Origin of the sequence: Streptococcus sp. 2021WUSS126, assembly GCF_044427255.1 — a bacterium.
Lineage (GTDB): Bacteria > Bacillota > Bacilli > Lactobacillales > Streptococcaceae > Streptococcus > Streptococcus hashimotonensis.
Map to the genome: position 1 here is coordinate 69,358 of NZ_JAOTGI010000006.1, position 17,067 is coordinate 86,424.

A 17,067-nucleotide genomic window follows, 5' to 3' on the forward strand; every position below is an offset into this window, starting at 1 on the left:
TAAACTATTTCTTTTCTTGTTTGTAAAATGCTTCCAAAGCTTCTTGCCAAGTTGGGATGACAAAGCCTGTGGCTTTTGCCTTGTCCAAGCTCATGGTTGAGTTGAATGGACGTTTTGCCTTAGCTGGGAATTGGCTAGAATCCACTGGCAATACCTTGGTGTTGGTATCCTTGAGGATTTCCGTAGCAAAGTCAAACCAAGTCGTATCTTCTGCTGCATCGTTTGACAAATGATAGTAGCCAAATGCTTGCTTGGTGTCCACCAAGTGTACCATGAATTCCGCAAGTGTGCGTGTCCAGGTTGGGCGACCGTGTTGGTCATTGACAACCGTCAAAGTATCGCGGGTTTCCGCAAGATTTTGCATAGTGAAAACAAAGTTTTTACCGTAGTTCCCAAAGACCCAAGCCGTACGAACAATGTAGAACTTGTCTGCAAACTTCTCAACTGCTTCCTCACCCAAGCGCTTGGTACGACCGTATTCTGATTGAGGATCTGGTTGGTCATCTACTTGCCATTCTTGACCGACTGGCAACTCACCATTGAAGACATAGTCCGTTGAGATATAAACGAGGGTTGCACCGTATTTAGCAGCTGCCTTGGCAACATTCTCAGAGCCTGTTACGTTAATCTTGTAGTTGAGTTCTTTGCCTTCATCTTCTGCCATATCAACAGCTGTGTAGGCTGCACAGTGGTAAACAACGCTTGGCTTGACTTCTGCAAAGAAGGTATCCACCTTGTCTGCATCCGTGATGTCCATTTCTGCTACGTCAGCGGCAACGTACTCAACACCACGCTCATCCAAGAGATAACGCAACTCTGTACCCAACTGGCCATTTGCACCTGTAATTAAAATCATATTTGCTCCTTATTTCAAGAAAGGCTTGGGCAAGAGCCCTAGCCTTTAATAGTCTTATTTAATAACTTCCTGTGTCTTAGCATAGTTGGCTTCAACAGCTTCTTTTTCAGCTTTCCACCAATCTTGGTTGTCTGTGTACCACTGGATTGTTTCTTCCAAACCTTCAGAGAAGTTGGTAAACTGTGGTGTCCAACCAAGCTCGTCACGAAGTTTGCTTGCGTCAATAGCATAGCGCAAATCATGTCCTGCACGGTCAGTCACGTGGTCATAAGCATCTTTTGGTTGACCCATTTTTTCAAGGATCAATTCAAGCACTTCTTTGTTGTTCTTCTCACCGTCAGCACCGATTAGATAAGTTTCACCCATACGGCCTTTTGTCAAGATTGCCCAAACACCAGTCGAGTGGTCGTTGGTATGAATCCAGTCACGGACGTTTTTACCTTCACCGTAAAGTTTTGGCTTGATACCTGCCAAGATGTTGGTGATTTGGCGTGGGATGAATTTCTCAATGTGTTGGTATGGACCGTAGTTATTTGAACAGTTGGAAATAGTCGCTTTAACACCAAATGAACGCACCCATGCTTTAACAATCAAGTCTGAAGCAGCCTTGGTTGATGAGTATGGTGATGACGGGTTGTAGTTGGTTTCTGCAGTGAATTTCTCACCTGGACCCTCACCATGACCTGGCAAATCTTCACGCAAAGGAAGGTCGCCGTATACTTCGTCAGTCGATACATGGTGGAAACGGATGTCGTATTTACGAGCCGCTTCAAGCAAGGTGTAAGTACCGATAAAGTTAGTATGGATAAATGGACTTGGATCATTTAGCGAATTGTCGTTGTGGCTTTCTGCCGCATAGTGAACAATGGCATCTGCCTTAGCAGCTAATTTGTCAACCAATTCAGCATCAGCAATATCACCAACAACAAGCTCAACTCGGTCACCAAGGATGGCTTCGATGTTAGCCTTGTTACCAGCATAAGTAAGTTTATCCAAAACAGTTACGTGAACATCTGGATGATTGTTATAAACATAGTGTACAAAGTTTGAACCGATGAAACCAGCTCCACCAGTTACGATAATATTTTTAAATTGAGACATTTTTTTCTCCGAAAAGTTTTTTCTTTTTTGTGTGTCATCTTAGGTAGTGGGGTCGTAAGCAACCACCAAGGTGTTTCATTACTAAACCATGAGCCTAAGGTCTCATGGTTTCCCCCGCTCCTTAGCAAAGCAAAGGAGCTTCTCACTACGGCGATGACACACAGAACAGCTCGCTGCGCTCGCTTTCTCTACTTCAAGATTTCTTTCAAGTAAGCAATCTTGGCAAAGTCTTTTTGATTATTGTTTTCTGCACGGTAGGAATCTTTTGAAGAGGCTTGGTAGATTTTTAGGTATTGTTCAAGTGTCGGTAGGTAATAGCGAACACCTGCTGTTTCTAATTCTTCCAAATCTTCTAGCTCTACACCAGCAAATTCAGGCAGTGAATGTAGACCTCCGAATTCAACAGATAAGCCGCCTTTATGAAATTCATGTTCGTGACGATCAACCAGGACATAGCCGAGTTGATTCATCATGGCAATCAGCTCATCTGCACGGTAAATCCGCTCCCCATCTGGCGCTTCCCATCCCCGTGGGTCACTAGGCACATGAATATCAAGGTCCCTTGCCTGCCAATCTCGTCCTGTCCGCCTTTCCAGGCCGACAGAGCCCATCAGCAGGGGAGTGATCCCAAGCTTGTTTAACTGCTCTGCTATTTCTAAAAAGGCTTGAAACATTAGAGGTCCTCTTTCCTTAAAGGCTTAACGTCTTTGAGGAGTGGGTGGTTTTTATCTGCTTCTGAGACTTCTGCTTCTTCTAGGTTCTCCCATTTAATGTCGAGACTAGGGTCTGCGTAGTTGACAAAGGCATACTTGGGCTTGAGTTCCAAAGCCCAGTAGTCGTTAACCAAGTAGCTGTATGATACAAAGTCTGACAGAACTTGGAAACCATTGGCTACTCCGCGCGGAACGAAGATACCTTTTGATGCATCGATAACGGTTTGGTAGGTATTGCCGAAGGTTTCGCCTTCACGAAGATCCACCCAAGTTCCCAAAACCTTACCGCCATCTGCCACTGAAATGTATTTATCCCAAGGCTCTGCGTGAAGACCACGAAGAACGTTTTTGCGAGAGAAGGAAACATTATTTTGCAATTTTCCTTCTGCAAAGAAGCTTTCAGGGAAGCCGAGCGGCAACATTTTTTCCTTTTGGAAGTTCTCCTTGAACCAGCCACGGTTGTCACCATGAACAGGAATGTCAAATTCTAACATTCCGGGAATAGCTTCAACAGGACGAGCTGCTAGTGTTTTACCGAAAAAGTTTTCTGTCATTAGGCTTCTCCAATCAAACGGAGCAAGTATTGTCCGTATTCGTTTTTCTTGAGTGGCTGTGCCAATTCGTACACTTGTTCTTTTGTAATGTAGCCCATGCGGTAGGCAATTTCTTCCAAGTTTGCCACTTGAACGTTTTGCAAACGTTGAACTGTTTCGATGTACTGTGCAGCTTCCAAGAGACTTTCATGTGTCCCCGTGTCCAACCATGCAAAACCACGTCCCATCAATTCAACTGATAAATCACCTCGATCTAAGTAAGCCTTGTTTACATCAGTGATTTCCAGCTCACCACGTGGAGATGGTTTGATATTCTTCGCAATCTCAACGACATCATTGTCATAGAAATACAAACCTGTAACCGCAAAATTTGATTTTGGACTCTCTGGTTTTTCTTCGATAGAGATAGCATTCATATCTGCGTCAAACTCAACAACACCAAAGCGTTCTGGGTCTTTTACTTGGTAACCGAAGACAGTTGCTCCTTTATCTTTGCTTGCAGCACGTTGCAACATCTTGGTCAAGCCATTTCCATGGTAAATGTTATCCCCCAAGATAAGGGCTACATGGTCGTCACCGATGAATTCTTCGCCGATAATGAAGGCTTGTGCAAGTCCATCTGGGCTTGGTTGTTCTGCATATGAGAGAGAAATTCCCAACTCAGAACCATCACCAAGCATATCCTTGAAACGTGGTAGATCCTGAGGAGTAGAAATAATTAAGATTTCTTTAATCCCAGCCAACATGAGTGTTGACAATGGGTAATAAATCATTGGTTTGTCATAAATCGGCATCAGCTGTTTAGAAGCTGCGCGTGTCAATGGGTAGAGACGAGTCCCAGACCCACCTGCCAGAATAATACCTTTCATATAAGAGTACCTTCCATCAATTAATATCAGTTCATTATACCATATTTTTCATCATACTGTCATAAGAAAAAAGCCTGATAGCCAGACTCTTCTCAAATATACTTTAATTCACCCCAGGGCAACATCTAAAATCATCATAATAATAAAACCAGCCATGAGTCCTAGAGTAGCAATATCCGTATTGCCATTTGTCTGCGACTCTGGAATGAGCTCTTCTACGACGACAAAAATCATGGCTCCTGCCGCAAAGGAGAGGGCATAAGGTAAAATAGGCGTCATAAAGGTGACCGCAAAAGCCCCTATGACTGCTGCAATCGGCTCGACAATCGCTGACATTGATCCCCAGTAAAAAGCTTTCCACCTAGATGCACCGTCTGTACGAATTGGGATAGCTAAGGCTGCACCTTCAGGAATATTTTGTATACCAATCCCAATAGCAAGGCCGATTGCGCCGATAAAAGCTGCTGGACTATAGTTAGAAGCAAGTGCGCCAAATGTCACACCGACCGCCAAGCCTTCAGGAATATTGTGAATTGTAATGGCTAAGAAGAGCAGGGCTGTTTTGGATAGATTTTTTCTCTCCTTCTCACCACCGCCTTCTGCCTTATCTTTATCATTTCCCAAATGTAAATGCGGAACCCAGGCATCTACCAAGCGTAAAAAAATACCACCTGCTGCAAAACCTACTGCTGCTGGTATCCAAGCCAAATTGCCGTATAAACTTTCAGCATACTCAATTGATGGGGCTAATAATGACCAAAAAGAAGCCGCAATCATAACACCAGCTGCAAAGCCTAGCATGGTGTCTAGCAAACGACGACTAACTGTCTTAAAGAAAAATACAACGGCAGATCCCATAATCGTACAAAACCATGTGAATAAACCACCTAGCAAAGCCTGTAGAACTACAGATTGATTAGTAAACCAAGTCATAACTAACATCCTATCCTGTTTAATCTTGCATATCCTAATAAATTAAGATACCCTAATTTATTATAAAATTCAAGCTTTTTCACTTAAATAAATAAGAAAATATCTAAAAAATAAAAGACCTAAAACTACATTAAATGTCGTCTTGGTCTTTCCATAATTAGGTACTGATTAATTTATCACAAATGTCTAAACGGATTGGTTGAAACAGTTGAAGGTAGAATTTCGACATCCCAACCTTCATTTGCCTTCCACGTTTCCAACAATTCAGCAATTTTCTTGATAAACAAGGCTTCGATATGATGGCCTGGATCAATAGCCAGCAAGCCCTGGGTCAGCATATCCTGACCCGTATGGTAGTAAATATCGCCTGTGATGTAAACATCTGCCCCCTTGGCAAGAGCCTCATGGTAGTAAGACCCACCACTACCTCCACAGATGGCTACACGGCTGACATACTGCTTGGCTTGATGCCCATAGGTCACTAGACGGACAGCATCTAGACCAAAGACAGACTTGACTTTCAAAGCCAAATCCTCCAAAGTCTGCTCTGCTATTGTCCCCACACGACCAAGCCCCTGCCCCTCGGCAGTTTCAATCAAGTAGGTAGTATCTTGAATTTCTAATAGTTCACAGAACCAGTCGTTGAGACCACCCTCAACCACATCAATATCTGTATGACTGACATAGACTGCAATATCATACTTAATCAAATCAAGATACATTTTAGTTTGCGGATTGTCACCCACCAAATCCTTTATAGGACGAAAAATCGGAGCGTGCTTGACGATAATCAAATCCACCTTTTTATCAATCGCCTCTGCCACTGTTGTCTCACGAATATCCAGAGCCACCATGACACGTTGAATCTCTTTATTAAGGGTACCAATTTGCAGCCCTTTGACATCGCCTTCCATAGCTAAAGAAGGGGGACAAAAGGCTTGATAGCGCTCAATAACCTGACTAGCTAACATGGAGTACCTCCTGAATTTGTTGGATTTTTTGGGAAATGGCAAAGCGGTCACCTTGGCGTTCAGATGGAACTTGTTCCAAAGCAAAACTTAATTTTTCAAGTTCTCTTCTCCACTTTTTGACGAAAACTGGCGAAGCCTCCTCTAGTAGATAGGGACCAAAACGCTGTTCAACTTCTGATAATCTCATCTGTCCTGATTCTGCAACGAGGATTTCATATAACTTTCCATTTTCTTCCAGAATCTTTTCAGCAACCAATCTAAAACCATTTTTTTCCAACCATCGACGCACATCATCTTCACGATTATTTGGCTGGAGTATCAACCGTTCAATGGTCGCAAGCTTTTCTTTTCCTGCTTCTAAGATTTCCGAAATCAAGCGTCCCCCCATACCTGCTATGGTCACGGCAGTCATCTGGTCAGACGTCTCAAACGCACCTAAGCCATTTGCTAAACGGACTAGAATTTTTTCTGTTTGTCCCGCCTGCTCTACATTCTGGAGCGCTGACTGATAGGGACCTTGAACAACTTCCCCTGCAATAGCAAAATCAATGCGCCTCTGCTCTACCAAAAAAAGAGGGAGATAAGCATGGTCACTCCCTACATCAACTAGCCGTGCCCCTTGTGGGACAAAACTTGCGACTGTTTCCAGCCTTTTAGATAATTTTGTTTCCATATCAATCTTTCCAGAGATCCATTGCATCAAGAAAGTCACTTGAAACAGTCACATTCTTAGGAGTCTGAATTTCTCTTTCTGCATTTTTCGCTTCTACTTGCGCAACTGTAGTAATTCCCTCACGGCGCCAGTTTCGTAGAATAGCTTGGATATATTTCCAATTTGTTTTGTTGTTAAAAACAGCTTCTTTCAAGGCTGCACGAACCAAATCAATCGAAGTTTTGTCATCCTCAATAGTCTTCTGCAAATCTTCGATTTCAAACGGCGATAAAAAGCGGCCCAATTCACGCTCAAAATCACCCACCAAGGTCTTCAAATCATTCTCTGGCTGCACAATCTCAACTGCCTGTTTTGGAGTTAACAGAGCATCCAATTTTTCAAAAGCAGGAAGCGCATCGAATATCATTTCAATTTCACCAGCAATACTGATTGTCTTAAATTCTAAGAGTCCAGCATCTTGGAGATTTTCAATAGCTTGATTGACCTGGGCAACTGTTTTACCAGTAGCTTGAGCAATCTCACTAGGCGCTAATGATTCGATAGCTGAAGAATTTTGATAAAAGAAAAACTGCCAAATCAAAAAATCATCTGCCGACGGAAAAAGCTCTTGATAGTGGAATAATATTGCTGCTGGCAGGACCAAATGTCCCTGACGAAATTGCTGTGAATAGTTCATACTTCCTCTTTAAAGACTAGCTGACTGGGCTGATTGTTCAAAGATATGCCAGTCGTATGGAGTTTCTTGATAGACAGCGTAATTCACCCAGTTGGTAAAGAATTGTGCTGCTGGTAAATTCCAAGAGAGAGATGGTTTGCTTGTAGGGTCATCTTCTTTGAAATAATTTTCCGGTAAATGGGGATTTTTTCCAGCTATACAATCACGTTGGTATTCCTTAGCTAGGGTATCCCTATCGTACTCTAAATGTCCAAAACTATAAATTTCTCTTAAATCCTTGCTGGCTAAAATGGATAGGCCAACTTCTGGACCTTGTGATAAAATCGTCAACCCACTCAGATGGGCAATATCTGCTTCTCTTACTTCCGTATAACGGGAGTGTGGCGAACGAAATTCATCGTCAAATCCACGCATAAGAGGGCTAGTTGGATTAGTCACTTCTTGACAATATACGCCTGATAGTTTTCGAGACATACTGTGTTTGGGTACACCATAGCGTGCATACAAACCTGCCTGTGCACCCCAACAAATGTGCAATGTTGAATAAACATGTGTTTTTGACCAATCAAAAACTTGAGTAAGTTCTTGCCAGTAATCAACTTCCTCAAAGGGTAAGTTTTCAACTGGTGCTCCTGTCACGATGAGCCCGTCAAAATAGCTATCCCTGACCTGCTCAAAAGTCTTATAAAACTGCTTCAAATGGTCCGAGTGTGTATTTTTGGACTCGTGACTAGCCATGTAGAGAAATTCAACCTCTAGCTGTAAAGGAGTGTTAGCCAAAAGACGGAGCAACTGAGTCTCCGTCACTATCTTCTGTGGCATGAGATTGAGAATAAGGATTTTGATAGGACGAATGTCCTGATGACTAGCTCTGTCACTATCCATCACAAAAATATTCTCTTTTCTCAAAATTTCAACTGCTGGTAATGATTTTTCAATTTTAATTGGCATAAGCAACCTCCCAATTTTCTTATATTTATTATAAGACAGGTTGCTATGCAATTCAATTAGAATAAAAATAGGACCAGTTATAATTTTTGACTATAACCTTAGATTAATAGTGCATCAAAACCTTGTAGTCGTAATCGCCGATTGCTTCGCGGCCTTTCAAATCATCTAGCTCAATCAAGAAGGCACAGCCAGCAACGATACCGCCAAGCTTTTCAATCATTTCGATCGTTGCTTTTACAGTACCACCAGTTGCCAACAAGTCATCGACAATCAAGACACGTTGTCCTGGTTTGATTGCGTCTGCATGCATCGTCAATGTATCTACACCATATTCTTTTTCATAATCAGCTGAGATAACCTCACGTGGTAACTTACCTGGCTTACGAACTGGTGCAAAACCGATTCCCAATTCAAAGGCAACTGGACATCCAACAATGAAACCACGCGCCTCTGGCCCAACAATCATATCGATTTGCTTATCTGTCGCATACTGAACGATTTCACGTACTGCATAGCTATAAGCATTTCCATCTGCCATCAAAGGGCTAATGTCACGGAATTCGATACCTTCTTTTGGATAGTTAGGAATTGTTGCGATGTAATCTTTTAAGTTCATTTGTCTCTCTCTTTTTAAAAATAATTTTTACTCTTCATTATACCATGAAATTGTTTTTTGGTACATTTCAGACCTATATCTTTAGCAAATCGTCTCCTCACATTCGCCACACAAGCGGCCCTGCTATGTCCACCATAGGAAAAGCTTCCTTGCTGATTAAAGTAAGACTGCTCCCAGCCAACCTCATTTCTTCCTTTATCAACTGATAAAAGCTAGTTGAGGCAAAAATAGTAGCTTCTTTTATAAAATTTTGAACAAATGCTGGGATGTCTTCTTGTTTTAGAGGCAACAGTTGTTTCAGGAAAAACTTTTTGATGGCTCTTTCTGACCATCCTACTCGCCGTAATTCAATCAGTGCGTGCTTTATTTCGGTTATCTGTTCAAGATTTTTCAACAGACTTTTTTGCCTGATAAACCTATAAGTGTAGAGAAGCGTTCCAATCACTCCAACAACAACCAGAGCTTCTACTGTCATCAAACGCGACCACATAGCCATTCATAAATTTCCTGAACAGTACCAAGCGCCATCAACTCTTGTTGGATAACTGTTTCTTTCAATTCTTGATATATTTGACTTTCTGAAATCTCTCGCTTCTGCGCCTCTTTGTTGACCCGCATGACCCCATCCGTAATCGTGACGAATTCTAATTCTTGGAAAATCTGAATCATTTTAACCAATAGACTGTCCTTAATTTTTAAGTAACCAGCCAAATCTTTCAGTTTGTAGCGGACATCAAACTCATCAAATTGGTAAATAGTCTTATACAATTTAGCGAATTGTTCTCGGCTACCATAACCATCTAGATAGTACGGTTTGGCAATTTCATTTTTAAAATAAATGGCTTCAAATTCTCTTTCTTGGAAATAGCTGCGCAGACTGCTGATATCTTCTGGCAAAGTCGCAAGGACAATAGCAGATTCACTAGTCACAGGATGATTAATGTCCAAAATTGGGACTCCTGCAGGAATAGGATGTTGTTTTCCACGAATATTATAAAGTTGAACACCATTGACCCGAGCATCAACCAACATGAGCTGAAGACTGGTATTGCCATTCCATTGATTGACAGACAAGGTGACCGCTAGTTCTAAGCCCTTGGCCTGTGAAAATTCCAAGGCTAGATTGCCCTTACCAAAAGCAACCACATCAAATCCAGCAGCACCTTTAGTAATGCGTAGTTTCAAATGGGCATTATTCTGCCCCATGGTTCTTGCTGATTCCACCTGAAAGTCTCTGATGTAGAATACAGGCTTTTTATTATCCATGCCGTAAGGCGCAAGCTTCTCGAAAGATTTTAGAGTATCTAGGGTTAATTCCTCTAAATCCAATTCTTCATCTAAGACCAGCGAAGACTTGCTGGATAAATCCAATTTATTTTCGATAATGTAGTCTGACAAGGTTAGAGCAAGCTCTTCGAGTTTGTCAACTTCCAAGGTCATACCTGCTGCACCAGCATGGCCACCAAAGGCGATAAATAGGTCCTGATGATCTTTAAGGGCCTTGAAAATGTCAACCGCTTCAACAGAACGAGCCGAACCCTTTGCCTTACCATCTTCAATAGACAAGACGATAACAGGCTGGTGCAATTCTTCTAGTAGGCGTCCTGCTACAATCCCTAAAACACCTGGGTTCCAACCTTCTTTAGCCAGAACTTGAACAGGTCTATCATGACGGAGCATGGTTTTTGCTTCATCGTAAATTGCTTGGACGACGTCTTTGCGTTCTACATTTTTACTGTCAATCATGAGAGCAATCTCATGGGCCTCTTCGTCATCAAAACCAGTCAGTAATTCGATGGCTGGATTAGGATCATCGAGTCGACCAAGGGCATTCAACCTCGGAGCAAGTTGGAAACCAACTGTTTCTTCATCAATACTGTCTATGTCAATACCAGCTATCTTTATCAACTCTTGCAAACCTGCTCGCTCAGTCTGTTTGAGAAGGGACAGACCATATTTGACCATGACACGATTCTCATCGGTCAAGCTAACCATATCAGCGATGGTGCCAATTGCGACCAAATCCAGCAAGTCTGCATGAACCGTTTCAAGAAGGGCACAGGCCAATTTGAAAGCCACACCGCAGCCCGCCAAATGTTTGAAGGGATAATTTCCCTCTGGATGCTCTGGATGTACAATCGCATAGGCATTGGGAAGGGTTTCCTGCATGGAATGGTGGTCTGTCACGACAACATCGACACCCATTTCCTGGGCATAGGCAATCGCTTCATGACCCGCTACGCCATTGTCCACCGTCACAATAAGAGAAATCCCCTGCTGCTCAATAAAATACTTGTAAACTGATTGATTTGGCCCATAGCCATCTGTGAAACGGTTAGGAAGATAAACTTGGACTTCTGCCCCCATTTCCTCCAGAGTTTCTTTCAGAATAGATGCCGAGGTCATACCGTCTGCGTCATAATCTCCATAAATCAAAATTTGTTCGTAATCTTCGATTGCTCGGCGAATCCGCTCCACCGCCTTGTCCATATCATGTAGTAAATAGGGATCGTGAAAGCCTTCTAAGCTTGGTTGTAAGAAAGTATGCAATTCTTCCGCCGAATGGATGCCACGTTCATACAGCAACTTAGCCGCTACCGGATCCACTCCTTCTTTTTTAGCAATTTTGATAAATTGTTCATCAGAAAAACCGGTCAATAATTGCCAGTCATAATTGGGTTTTATCACGTTTTTTTACTCCTTAATACTCAAAATCACAAGTAACCTGTAACTTTTCCGAGTATAAACTATCTTTCTATTATACCATTTTCCAGGAAAAATGGAGCAAGGTAAGACCGAAACAGAATGTCGATCCCTTGCTCCATGAAGAACTAATAGTGCAATTTATAATAAAGGTGAAATAATTCGCAGTAGGGCTCCTCCCAAACGCTTATACCAAGAGTACGTTTTATGGAAGGTTAGAAGGTTAATTTGCTGTGATTTTTTGAAGGAATGAGTAAAGTCATCCTTAATAGCTGCCAAAACTGCCGAATGATTGTAAATATAGAGACCACATTCAAAATTAAGATAAAAAGAGCGAAAATCCATATTCACCGTACCAACAGTAGCTTTCTTATCATCGACCAAAACAACTTTGGAATGGACAAACCCAGGCTGGAATTCAAAGATTTCAATTCCTGCTTCCAAGTAAGTCGGAAAATCAGTACGAGCAGCCAAATAAGCCGATTTTTTATCGTAGATATGCGGGAGCAGAATGCGAACCTCGACTCCACGCTTCGCAGCATAAGTCAAATTATCAATCATTTCATCATCCAACACTAAGTAGGGTGTCATGATATAAATATAATCCGTTGCCGACTGAATCATGTCTAGGCAGACTCGTTTGGCTACCTCATCTCCATCAAATGGATTCTCGCCATACGGAAGGAAGAAACCTTCAGCATCAACGGTTTCCGTCTCTAAATCTTTATGCGTTTTGAGGTATTTTAGGTCATCTGTCTCTGTCTTTTCATTGTAATTCCACATTTGAAGGAACATCAACGTAAAGTTTGCAACAGCTTCTCCCCTAATCATAATCGCTGCGTCTTTCCAGTAACCAAAACGCACTTTCTTGTTGATGTATTCATCTGCGATATTAATGCCACCAGTAAAGGCAACCTTTCCATCAATAATCGCAATTTTTCTATGGTCACGGTTATTTTGCACCGTAGATAAGGCTGGGATAATTTGAGAAAATACTTTGGCTTTTATCCCATATTTTCTCAAGGTTTTATAGTAATTATAGGGAAGATTGGTCAGTGAATTCATCCCATCATACATAAAACGAACTTCCACCCCTTGCGCTGCCTTTTCCTTCAAAATGTCAAGGATGGAATCCCACATATATCCCATATCGACAATAAAGTACTCCATGAAAATATACTGCTCTGCCTTTTTCAATTCTTCTAGTAGAGCTTCAAATTTTTCCTGACCTGTCGAAAAATAGACGGCATCCGTATTGGTATGAATTGGGTAGCCAACGTACTCACTCATGAAGTGAGCTAATTTCAGTTGCTCCTTATCTTCCCGCTCTAATGCCTTCATGACCTTTTCAGACGTCTTACTATACTCCCTAAGTCTTTGTGCTTGCTTATGAAAATTTTTACGATAGCGTTTGGTTTCGATGTTGGACTGCAAAATAAAATAGAATAGAGCACCAAAAATCGGAATACCAATGACAAAAACAATCCAGGTTAACTTAAAACTGGTATTCATCGGTCTATTGATGATTGAAATAGCCACAAAAATCGAAAAAATTTGCAAAACAATCAATAGAGCAGGCATATAGGTAGCTGCCGAACCTACCAACCATAGAATAAGGAAAATGGTTAGAACGATCAAACTAATGACGATAAAGGTCCGACTGTATATAATTTTCCAAAGTTTTTCCATACATCTCTCCCTTATTTTTTTACCATTATAACAGATTTTAGTTCATTATCCTACTCAAAATAAATAGTTTTTATGATCCGATATTTCTGAATATTTTAAATATATAAACATATTCAATTTATATTGTAAAGACATATATTTTTTGATAAGATAGGCATGAAATAACCCGTTTTAATTTACTACCCAGTACACATTATCAAAAGGAGGAAGTTCGTATGAAACTTTCATATAAGAAAAGGCTGTTGAATCAAGTCCTGCTTGCCTCAACAGTTCTTTTAGCTACATCTCTCGCTCAGGGAACGGTCTTCGCAAATACAGAGGAGATGCCAACTACTGCTAGTAAAACAGTGACTCCACTGCCTGAAGAGACTCCTATCATGGAAACTAGCACAAGCGAAGCTACAGATAATCTTGTAGAAGGGAAGGAGATAGAAAAACAAACTGAAGAAATAGCAGATACTTCTCCTACACCTGTTTCCACAGAAGAAGGTACAACATCTTCCGAGCCCAATGCCGAGGAAACTACGCTCAAATCAGCTAATAATGATAGTCAGGATACTACAGAAGAAAAATCTGCCGTACCGACTATTGATACAATTACACTCGAAACAAAAACTGTCTATCTATCGGAAGCAGTCACTATCACAGAATCCGTCACTCTTCCAGATACGACTGAAAAAATAGAATGGACATTGGATGGAAAGCCTATTTCCGAATGGAAAACCTGGAATTTGAAAGAGGGAGATTTCATAGGCGATACATTTATCACTGTAGAAGAAAGCAGACAGAACAACCAACTTCATTTGAATATCCAGCTCGCAGCTCTCTTTGGAGAAGATTTGAGTAAACGGACACCGAGTAATATTCGCCGTACCTATCGACATTTTATAAAAGATATGCTGTTGGAAGGTACTAGTGCCGATGGAAACCTGACCATTTCAAAAACTCTTCATTTCCGTCCTTATGAAGCCTACCGTACACATGAGGAAATGTTGACAGAGATTGAGGAAACTAAAGATAATGCTGCGACCGACCGCTTAGTAAGGATTGAGTCAATTGGTCAATCAGCTGAAGGTAGAGATATAAAAATGGCTGTTGTGGCTAAAGATCAAGCAAGTATTGATAAATATCTTACTGAAACAACGCCACTCATGCTGACCCAACCCGACCAGATGCTGAAAGAGTTGCAAGCTGGAACCTTCGACTATAAATTACCTATTCTCATCAACAACACTCATGCTGATGAACAACCCGGCATAGATGTGGTAACTAGCCTATTCAAAGAATTTGCACAAAAAGATACCATTACTTTCCCATCTACAGATGCCGATGGAAATCCTGTTACTCTGCATTTAAAAGTGACAGATTTGTTAGATAAATTTATCTTCTTGTTCAATTTCACAGAAAATCCTGATGGCGATGTTAAAAACTTGCGTTCACTAGTAAATGGTTTGGACCCTAACCGTGATACTGGTTTCCAAGTAAATCCAGAAACACAAGCCATCGTCCGTCAAATCCACAAATGGAATCCAATATCTGTTTTAGATATTCATGGTTTTGTATCTGGATTTCTCATCGAGCCTGCCACTCCGCCACATGACCCGAACTTTGAATATGATTTACTAGCCGATATTATGCTGGAAAAAGCTCACGAAATGGGCCGAGCAGGTATTGCAAATTCTAAATATGAACGCTACACCATCCCTAAAGTCCACTGGGGAAATGGTTGGGACGATTCCTTCTCAGGCTATACAGCGGTGTATGCAATGTACCACGGTATTCTTGGACATACGATTGAAATTCCAGAAGGAAATCAAGAATCATTCAAGGCGGGATTCTTTGCTGTTTTGGGCGGTGTTCACAATATGGCAACCAAGCCAGACAGTCTCATGGAAATGCGTCTCAAATACTATTCTCGCGGCGTCAATAAGGTAGAGGATCCAAAGGCAGAGTCTGAATTAGTCGGACCAGACGGAGCTATTGTCGGACGTGTCAAAAAAGACCAACCAAAATTCTTCCCAGACTACTATGTGATTCCTATGACGCTCGATAAACACAACGATATGCAAGAAGCATTTAAGATGATTGAATATTTCAATCGTAATGGGGTTGTTGTCAAGGAATTAACTGAAGATGTTGGAAACTTCCGCAAGGGCGACCTAGTTGTCGATATGGCTCAAGCCAAACGAGGATTCGCTAACCATGTCCTCTACGCTGGTTCTGATGAATCTGCTTGGGGAGCCATGTATGCTGAATTGGTAGTCAACTTCCCTGATATGAAAGGCTTTAGTGCCAAGGCTGTATTTGAAGAAAATGCCTTTAGCGGCAAATTAGGTAGCATCACATGGACAAAAGCTCCACGTACTACGGAAATTGATTTCAAAGCGCCTTACTATATCGTCGCAAACACATCTGAAAGCGCCGTTCAGGCCATTAATCAAGCCATCAAATCAGGTGCTAAGGTCTACCTTACAGACGATGGCTACATCATGGAAACTGACCAATTTAGCCACCTACTGGACACCTATGCTCTATACGGCGAGCCTCTCTATAAGAAGCCTCTTGGACAAGAATTGAAAGCAATGAAGGTATATGCTCCTTCACACTCTTATAGTTGGGCAGGTGACTTTGCCATTCTTGCAAATGCTGCACTTGCGGTAGAACGAATGGGCTTTGAAATTGTCAATAGCGCAGATGAGGCTGATGCTATCATTCTCGAATCAGATCAATTCGATGCCAGTGTATTTGGTAAGAAACCAATTATCATCGTAGGTGGTGTCGCCATGCAAAAACTGGAGGAATTAGGAATCTTAGCAGGTTTCAATGCGGAACAATTTACAGATGGTGGTGACTATGAAGGTCTCATGCGGACTATTATTGATGATAAAGATCCATTAACAAGTGGCTACGCTATGAATGGACTTTTCTATTCCAACTCCGGTAATTGGATTGAAGGCATCCCTGAAGGATTTAAAACACTTGTTAAAATTGCTGACAAAGATTATTATATCGCAGGGTGGTGGCCTGGTCATGATAAATTAGCCAATAAAATTGTCGCCATCGCTGGAAATTATCAAGACCAACCTCTCTTTATCTATGCAGGTAATCCAACAAACAAGGTCCACCCTGTTCACTTCTTCCGTTGGGTGTCCAACGCCCTATTTGGTAGCCAATTAGCAACCTTAGAAGACTTACCAGCTGTAGAAATTCTTGTACCACAACCTGAAATGCCAAAAAATATTCTGGTTGAGGCGCCAAAAACTGCTACAGTAGTACATGCCACCAAGTCTACCGATGCAAAACAACTACCTCAAACAGGTGAAAAAACAAACTATATCGCTGTCGCATTAGGTAGCCTACTTCTAGGCAGTATCTCCTTACGTAGAAAAAAGCGTAGCTAGTATACACGAAAACGCCGAGTGTTATGAACTGCTCCCTGTCAAGTGGACAATGAAATAATAAAAGATTAGGCGACGGCCTTGTTCCTCATTTCAAGAGGGGCAAGGCCGTTGTTGCGTTCTTGAAATCGTTGATGATTATAAAAATAGATGTAGGCATCAATATCTGAAACTAGCTCCTCAAAGGTCTTATACTTCTTCAAATCATAGCACTCCGTCTTAAAGTGCCCAAAGAGACTCTCAATTGGTGCGTTGTCAATACACTTACCAACACGAGACATAGAGCGTGTCATCTGATACTGAGTCGTTAAACGGTAATAATCTTTCGAAGTATATTGTGAACCTCGGTCGCTGTGAATCAATG

Annotated in this window: 16 protein-coding genes; 1 reads left to right on the forward strand and 15 read right to left on the reverse strand. The window is 41.6% G+C overall.

Annotated features, from left to right (window positions below):
* Positions 1–4: 4 nt before the first annotated feature.
* From rfbD to cls, 14 genes are all read right to left on the reverse strand, one after another.
* Entirely contained in the window at positions 5–856 is an 852-nt protein-coding gene (gene rfbD / locus ODU39_RS04330) for a dTDP-4-dehydrorhamnose reductase (RefSeq protein ID WP_398579968.1), read from the reverse strand.
* A 54-nt stretch (positions 857–910) separates the two neighbouring features.
* A complete protein-coding gene (gene rfbB / locus ODU39_RS04335) occupies positions 911–1,957 on the reverse strand; it encodes a dTDP-glucose 4,6-dehydratase (protein ID WP_024411830.1) in 1,047 nt (348 codons plus the stop codon).
* 188 nt (positions 1,958–2,145) lie between these two features.
* Positions 2,146–2,631 (reverse strand): phosphoribosylanthranilate isomerase, encoded by a 486-nt coding sequence (locus ODU39_RS04340; RefSeq protein ID WP_024399475.1) that lies wholly within the window; start codon positions 2,629–2,631, stop codon positions 2,146–2,148.
* Entirely contained in the window at positions 2,631–3,224 is a 594-nt protein-coding gene (locus ODU39_RS04345) for a dTDP-4-dehydrorhamnose 3,5-epimerase family protein (RefSeq protein ID WP_053866914.1), read from the reverse strand. The genes ODU39_RS04340 and ODU39_RS04345 overlap by 1 nt, the downstream gene beginning before the upstream one ends.
* Entirely contained in the window at positions 3,224–4,093 is an 870-nt protein-coding gene (gene rfbA, locus ODU39_RS04350; protein WP_044762008.1) for a glucose-1-phosphate thymidylyltransferase RfbA, read from the reverse strand. The genes ODU39_RS04345 and rfbA overlap by 1 nt, the downstream gene beginning before the upstream one ends.
* Before the next feature lie 108 nt (positions 4,094–4,201).
* Complete coding sequence (locus ODU39_RS04355; RefSeq protein ID WP_024399477.1) at positions 4,202–5,026, reverse strand: ZIP family metal transporter; 825 nt, start codon at positions 5,024–5,026, stop codon at positions 4,202–4,204.
* Positions 5,027–5,202: 176 nt separating this feature from the next.
* On the reverse strand, positions 5,203–5,997 hold the full coding sequence (locus ODU39_RS04360; RefSeq protein WP_398579969.1) for a Nif3-like dinuclear metal center hexameric protein: 795 nt from the start codon (positions 5,995–5,997) through the stop codon (positions 5,203–5,205).
* Entirely contained in the window at positions 5,987–6,670 is a 684-nt protein-coding gene (locus ODU39_RS04365) for a tRNA (adenine(22)-N(1))-methyltransferase (RefSeq protein ID WP_398579970.1), read from the reverse strand. The genes ODU39_RS04360 and ODU39_RS04365 overlap by 11 nt, the downstream gene beginning before the upstream one ends.
* Position 6,671: 1 nt before the next feature.
* Complete coding sequence (locus tag ODU39_RS04370) at positions 6,672–7,346, reverse strand: DnaD domain-containing protein (RefSeq protein ID WP_024399480.1); 675 nt, start codon at positions 7,344–7,346, stop codon at positions 6,672–6,674.
* 9 nt (positions 7,347–7,355) lie between these two features.
* Positions 7,356–8,297, reverse strand: coding sequence for a homoserine O-succinyltransferase (gene metA, locus ODU39_RS04375; RefSeq protein WP_014637718.1), 942 nt, complete (start codon positions 8,295–8,297; stop codon positions 7,356–7,358).
* A 103-nt stretch (positions 8,298–8,400) separates the two neighbouring features.
* Positions 8,401–8,913 carry an adenine phosphoribosyltransferase gene (locus tag ODU39_RS04380; protein ID WP_002937136.1) on the reverse strand — a complete coding sequence of 171 codons (513 nt, stop codon included), beginning with the start codon at positions 8,911–8,913 and terminating at the stop codon, positions 8,401–8,403.
* A 97-nt stretch (positions 8,914–9,010) separates the two neighbouring features.
* A complete protein-coding gene (locus ODU39_RS04385) occupies positions 9,011–9,388 on the reverse strand; it encodes a hypothetical protein (RefSeq protein WP_398579974.1) in 378 nt (125 codons plus the stop codon).
* Positions 9,388–11,601: a single-stranded-DNA-specific exonuclease RecJ gene (gene recJ, locus ODU39_RS04390; RefSeq protein ID WP_398579971.1), complete on the reverse strand. Its 2,214-nt coding sequence runs from the start codon at positions 11,599–11,601 to the stop codon at positions 9,388–9,390. Before recJ ends, ODU39_RS04385 begins: the two co-directional genes overlap by 1 nt.
* A gap of 156 nt (positions 11,602–11,757) precedes the next feature.
* Positions 11,758–13,305 carry a cardiolipin synthase gene (gene cls, locus ODU39_RS04395; RefSeq protein WP_105159164.1) on the reverse strand — a complete coding sequence of 516 codons (1,548 nt, stop codon included), beginning with the start codon at positions 13,303–13,305 and terminating at the stop codon, positions 11,758–11,760.
* Positions 13,306–13,520: 215 nt separating this feature from the next.
* Here cls and ODU39_RS04400 point away from each other — a divergent pair, with 215 nt between their 5' ends.
* A complete protein-coding gene (locus ODU39_RS04400) occupies positions 13,521–16,706 on the forward strand; it encodes a M14 family zinc carboxypeptidase (protein ID WP_398579972.1) in 3,186 nt (1,061 codons plus the stop codon).
* Positions 16,707–16,771: 65 nt separating this feature from the next.
* Here ODU39_RS04400 and ODU39_RS04405 read toward each other — a convergent pair.
* Positions 16,772–17,067, reverse strand: a 296-nt coding sequence (locus tag ODU39_RS04405; protein ID WP_398579973.1) for an IS3 family transposase, incomplete at its 5' end; no start/stop codon positions are given.

Excerpts from the sequence above, each read along its gene's own strand:
- rfbD (WP_398579968.1), bottom strand. The coding sequence starts at position 856 with ATGATTTTAATTACAGGTGCAAATGGCCAGTTGGGTACAGAGTTGCGT.
- rfbB (WP_024411830.1), bottom strand. The coding sequence starts at position 1,957 with ATGTCTCAATTTAAAAATATTATCGTAACTGGTGGAGCTGGTTTCATC.
- ODU39_RS04340 (WP_024399475.1), bottom strand. The coding sequence starts at position 2,631 with ATGTTTCAAGCCTTTTTAGAAATAGCAGAGCAGTTAAACAAGCTTGGG.
- ODU39_RS04345 (WP_053866914.1), bottom strand. The coding sequence starts at position 3,224 with ATGACAGAAAACTTTTTCGGTAAAACACTAGCAGCTCGTCCTGTTGAA.
- rfbA (WP_044762008.1), bottom strand. The coding sequence starts at position 4,093 with ATGAAAGGTATTATTCTGGCAGGTGGGTCTGGGACTCGTCTCTACCCA.
- ODU39_RS04355 (WP_024399477.1), bottom strand. The coding sequence starts at position 5,026 with ATGACTTGGTTTACTAATCAATCTGTAGTTCTACAGGCTTTGCTAGGT.
- ODU39_RS04360 (WP_398579969.1), bottom strand. The coding sequence starts at position 5,997 with ATGTTAGCTAGTCAGGTTATTGAGCGCTATCAAGCCTTTTGTCCCCCT.
- ODU39_RS04365 (WP_398579970.1), bottom strand. The coding sequence starts at position 6,670 with ATGGAAACAAAATTATCTAAAAGGCTGGAAACAGTCGCAAGTTTTGTC.
- ODU39_RS04370 (WP_024399480.1), bottom strand. The coding sequence starts at position 7,346 with ATGAACTATTCACAGCAATTTCGTCAGGGACATTTGGTCCTGCCAGCA.
- metA (WP_014637718.1), bottom strand. The coding sequence starts at position 8,297 with ATGCCAATTAAAATTGAAAAATCATTACCAGCAGTTGAAATTTTGAGA.
- ODU39_RS04380 (WP_002937136.1), bottom strand. The coding sequence starts at position 8,913 with ATGAACTTAAAAGATTACATCGCAACAATTCCTAACTATCCAAAAGAA.
- ODU39_RS04385 (WP_398579974.1), bottom strand. The coding sequence starts at position 9,388 with ATGACAGTAGAAGCTCTGGTTGTTGTTGGAGTGATTGGAACGCTTCTC.
- cls (WP_105159164.1), bottom strand. The coding sequence starts at position 13,305 with ATGGAAAAACTTTGGAAAATTATATACAGTCGGACCTTTATCGTCATT.
- ODU39_RS04400 (WP_398579972.1), top strand. The coding sequence starts at position 13,521 with ATGAAACTTTCATATAAGAAAAGGCTGTTGAATCAAGTCCTGCTTGCC.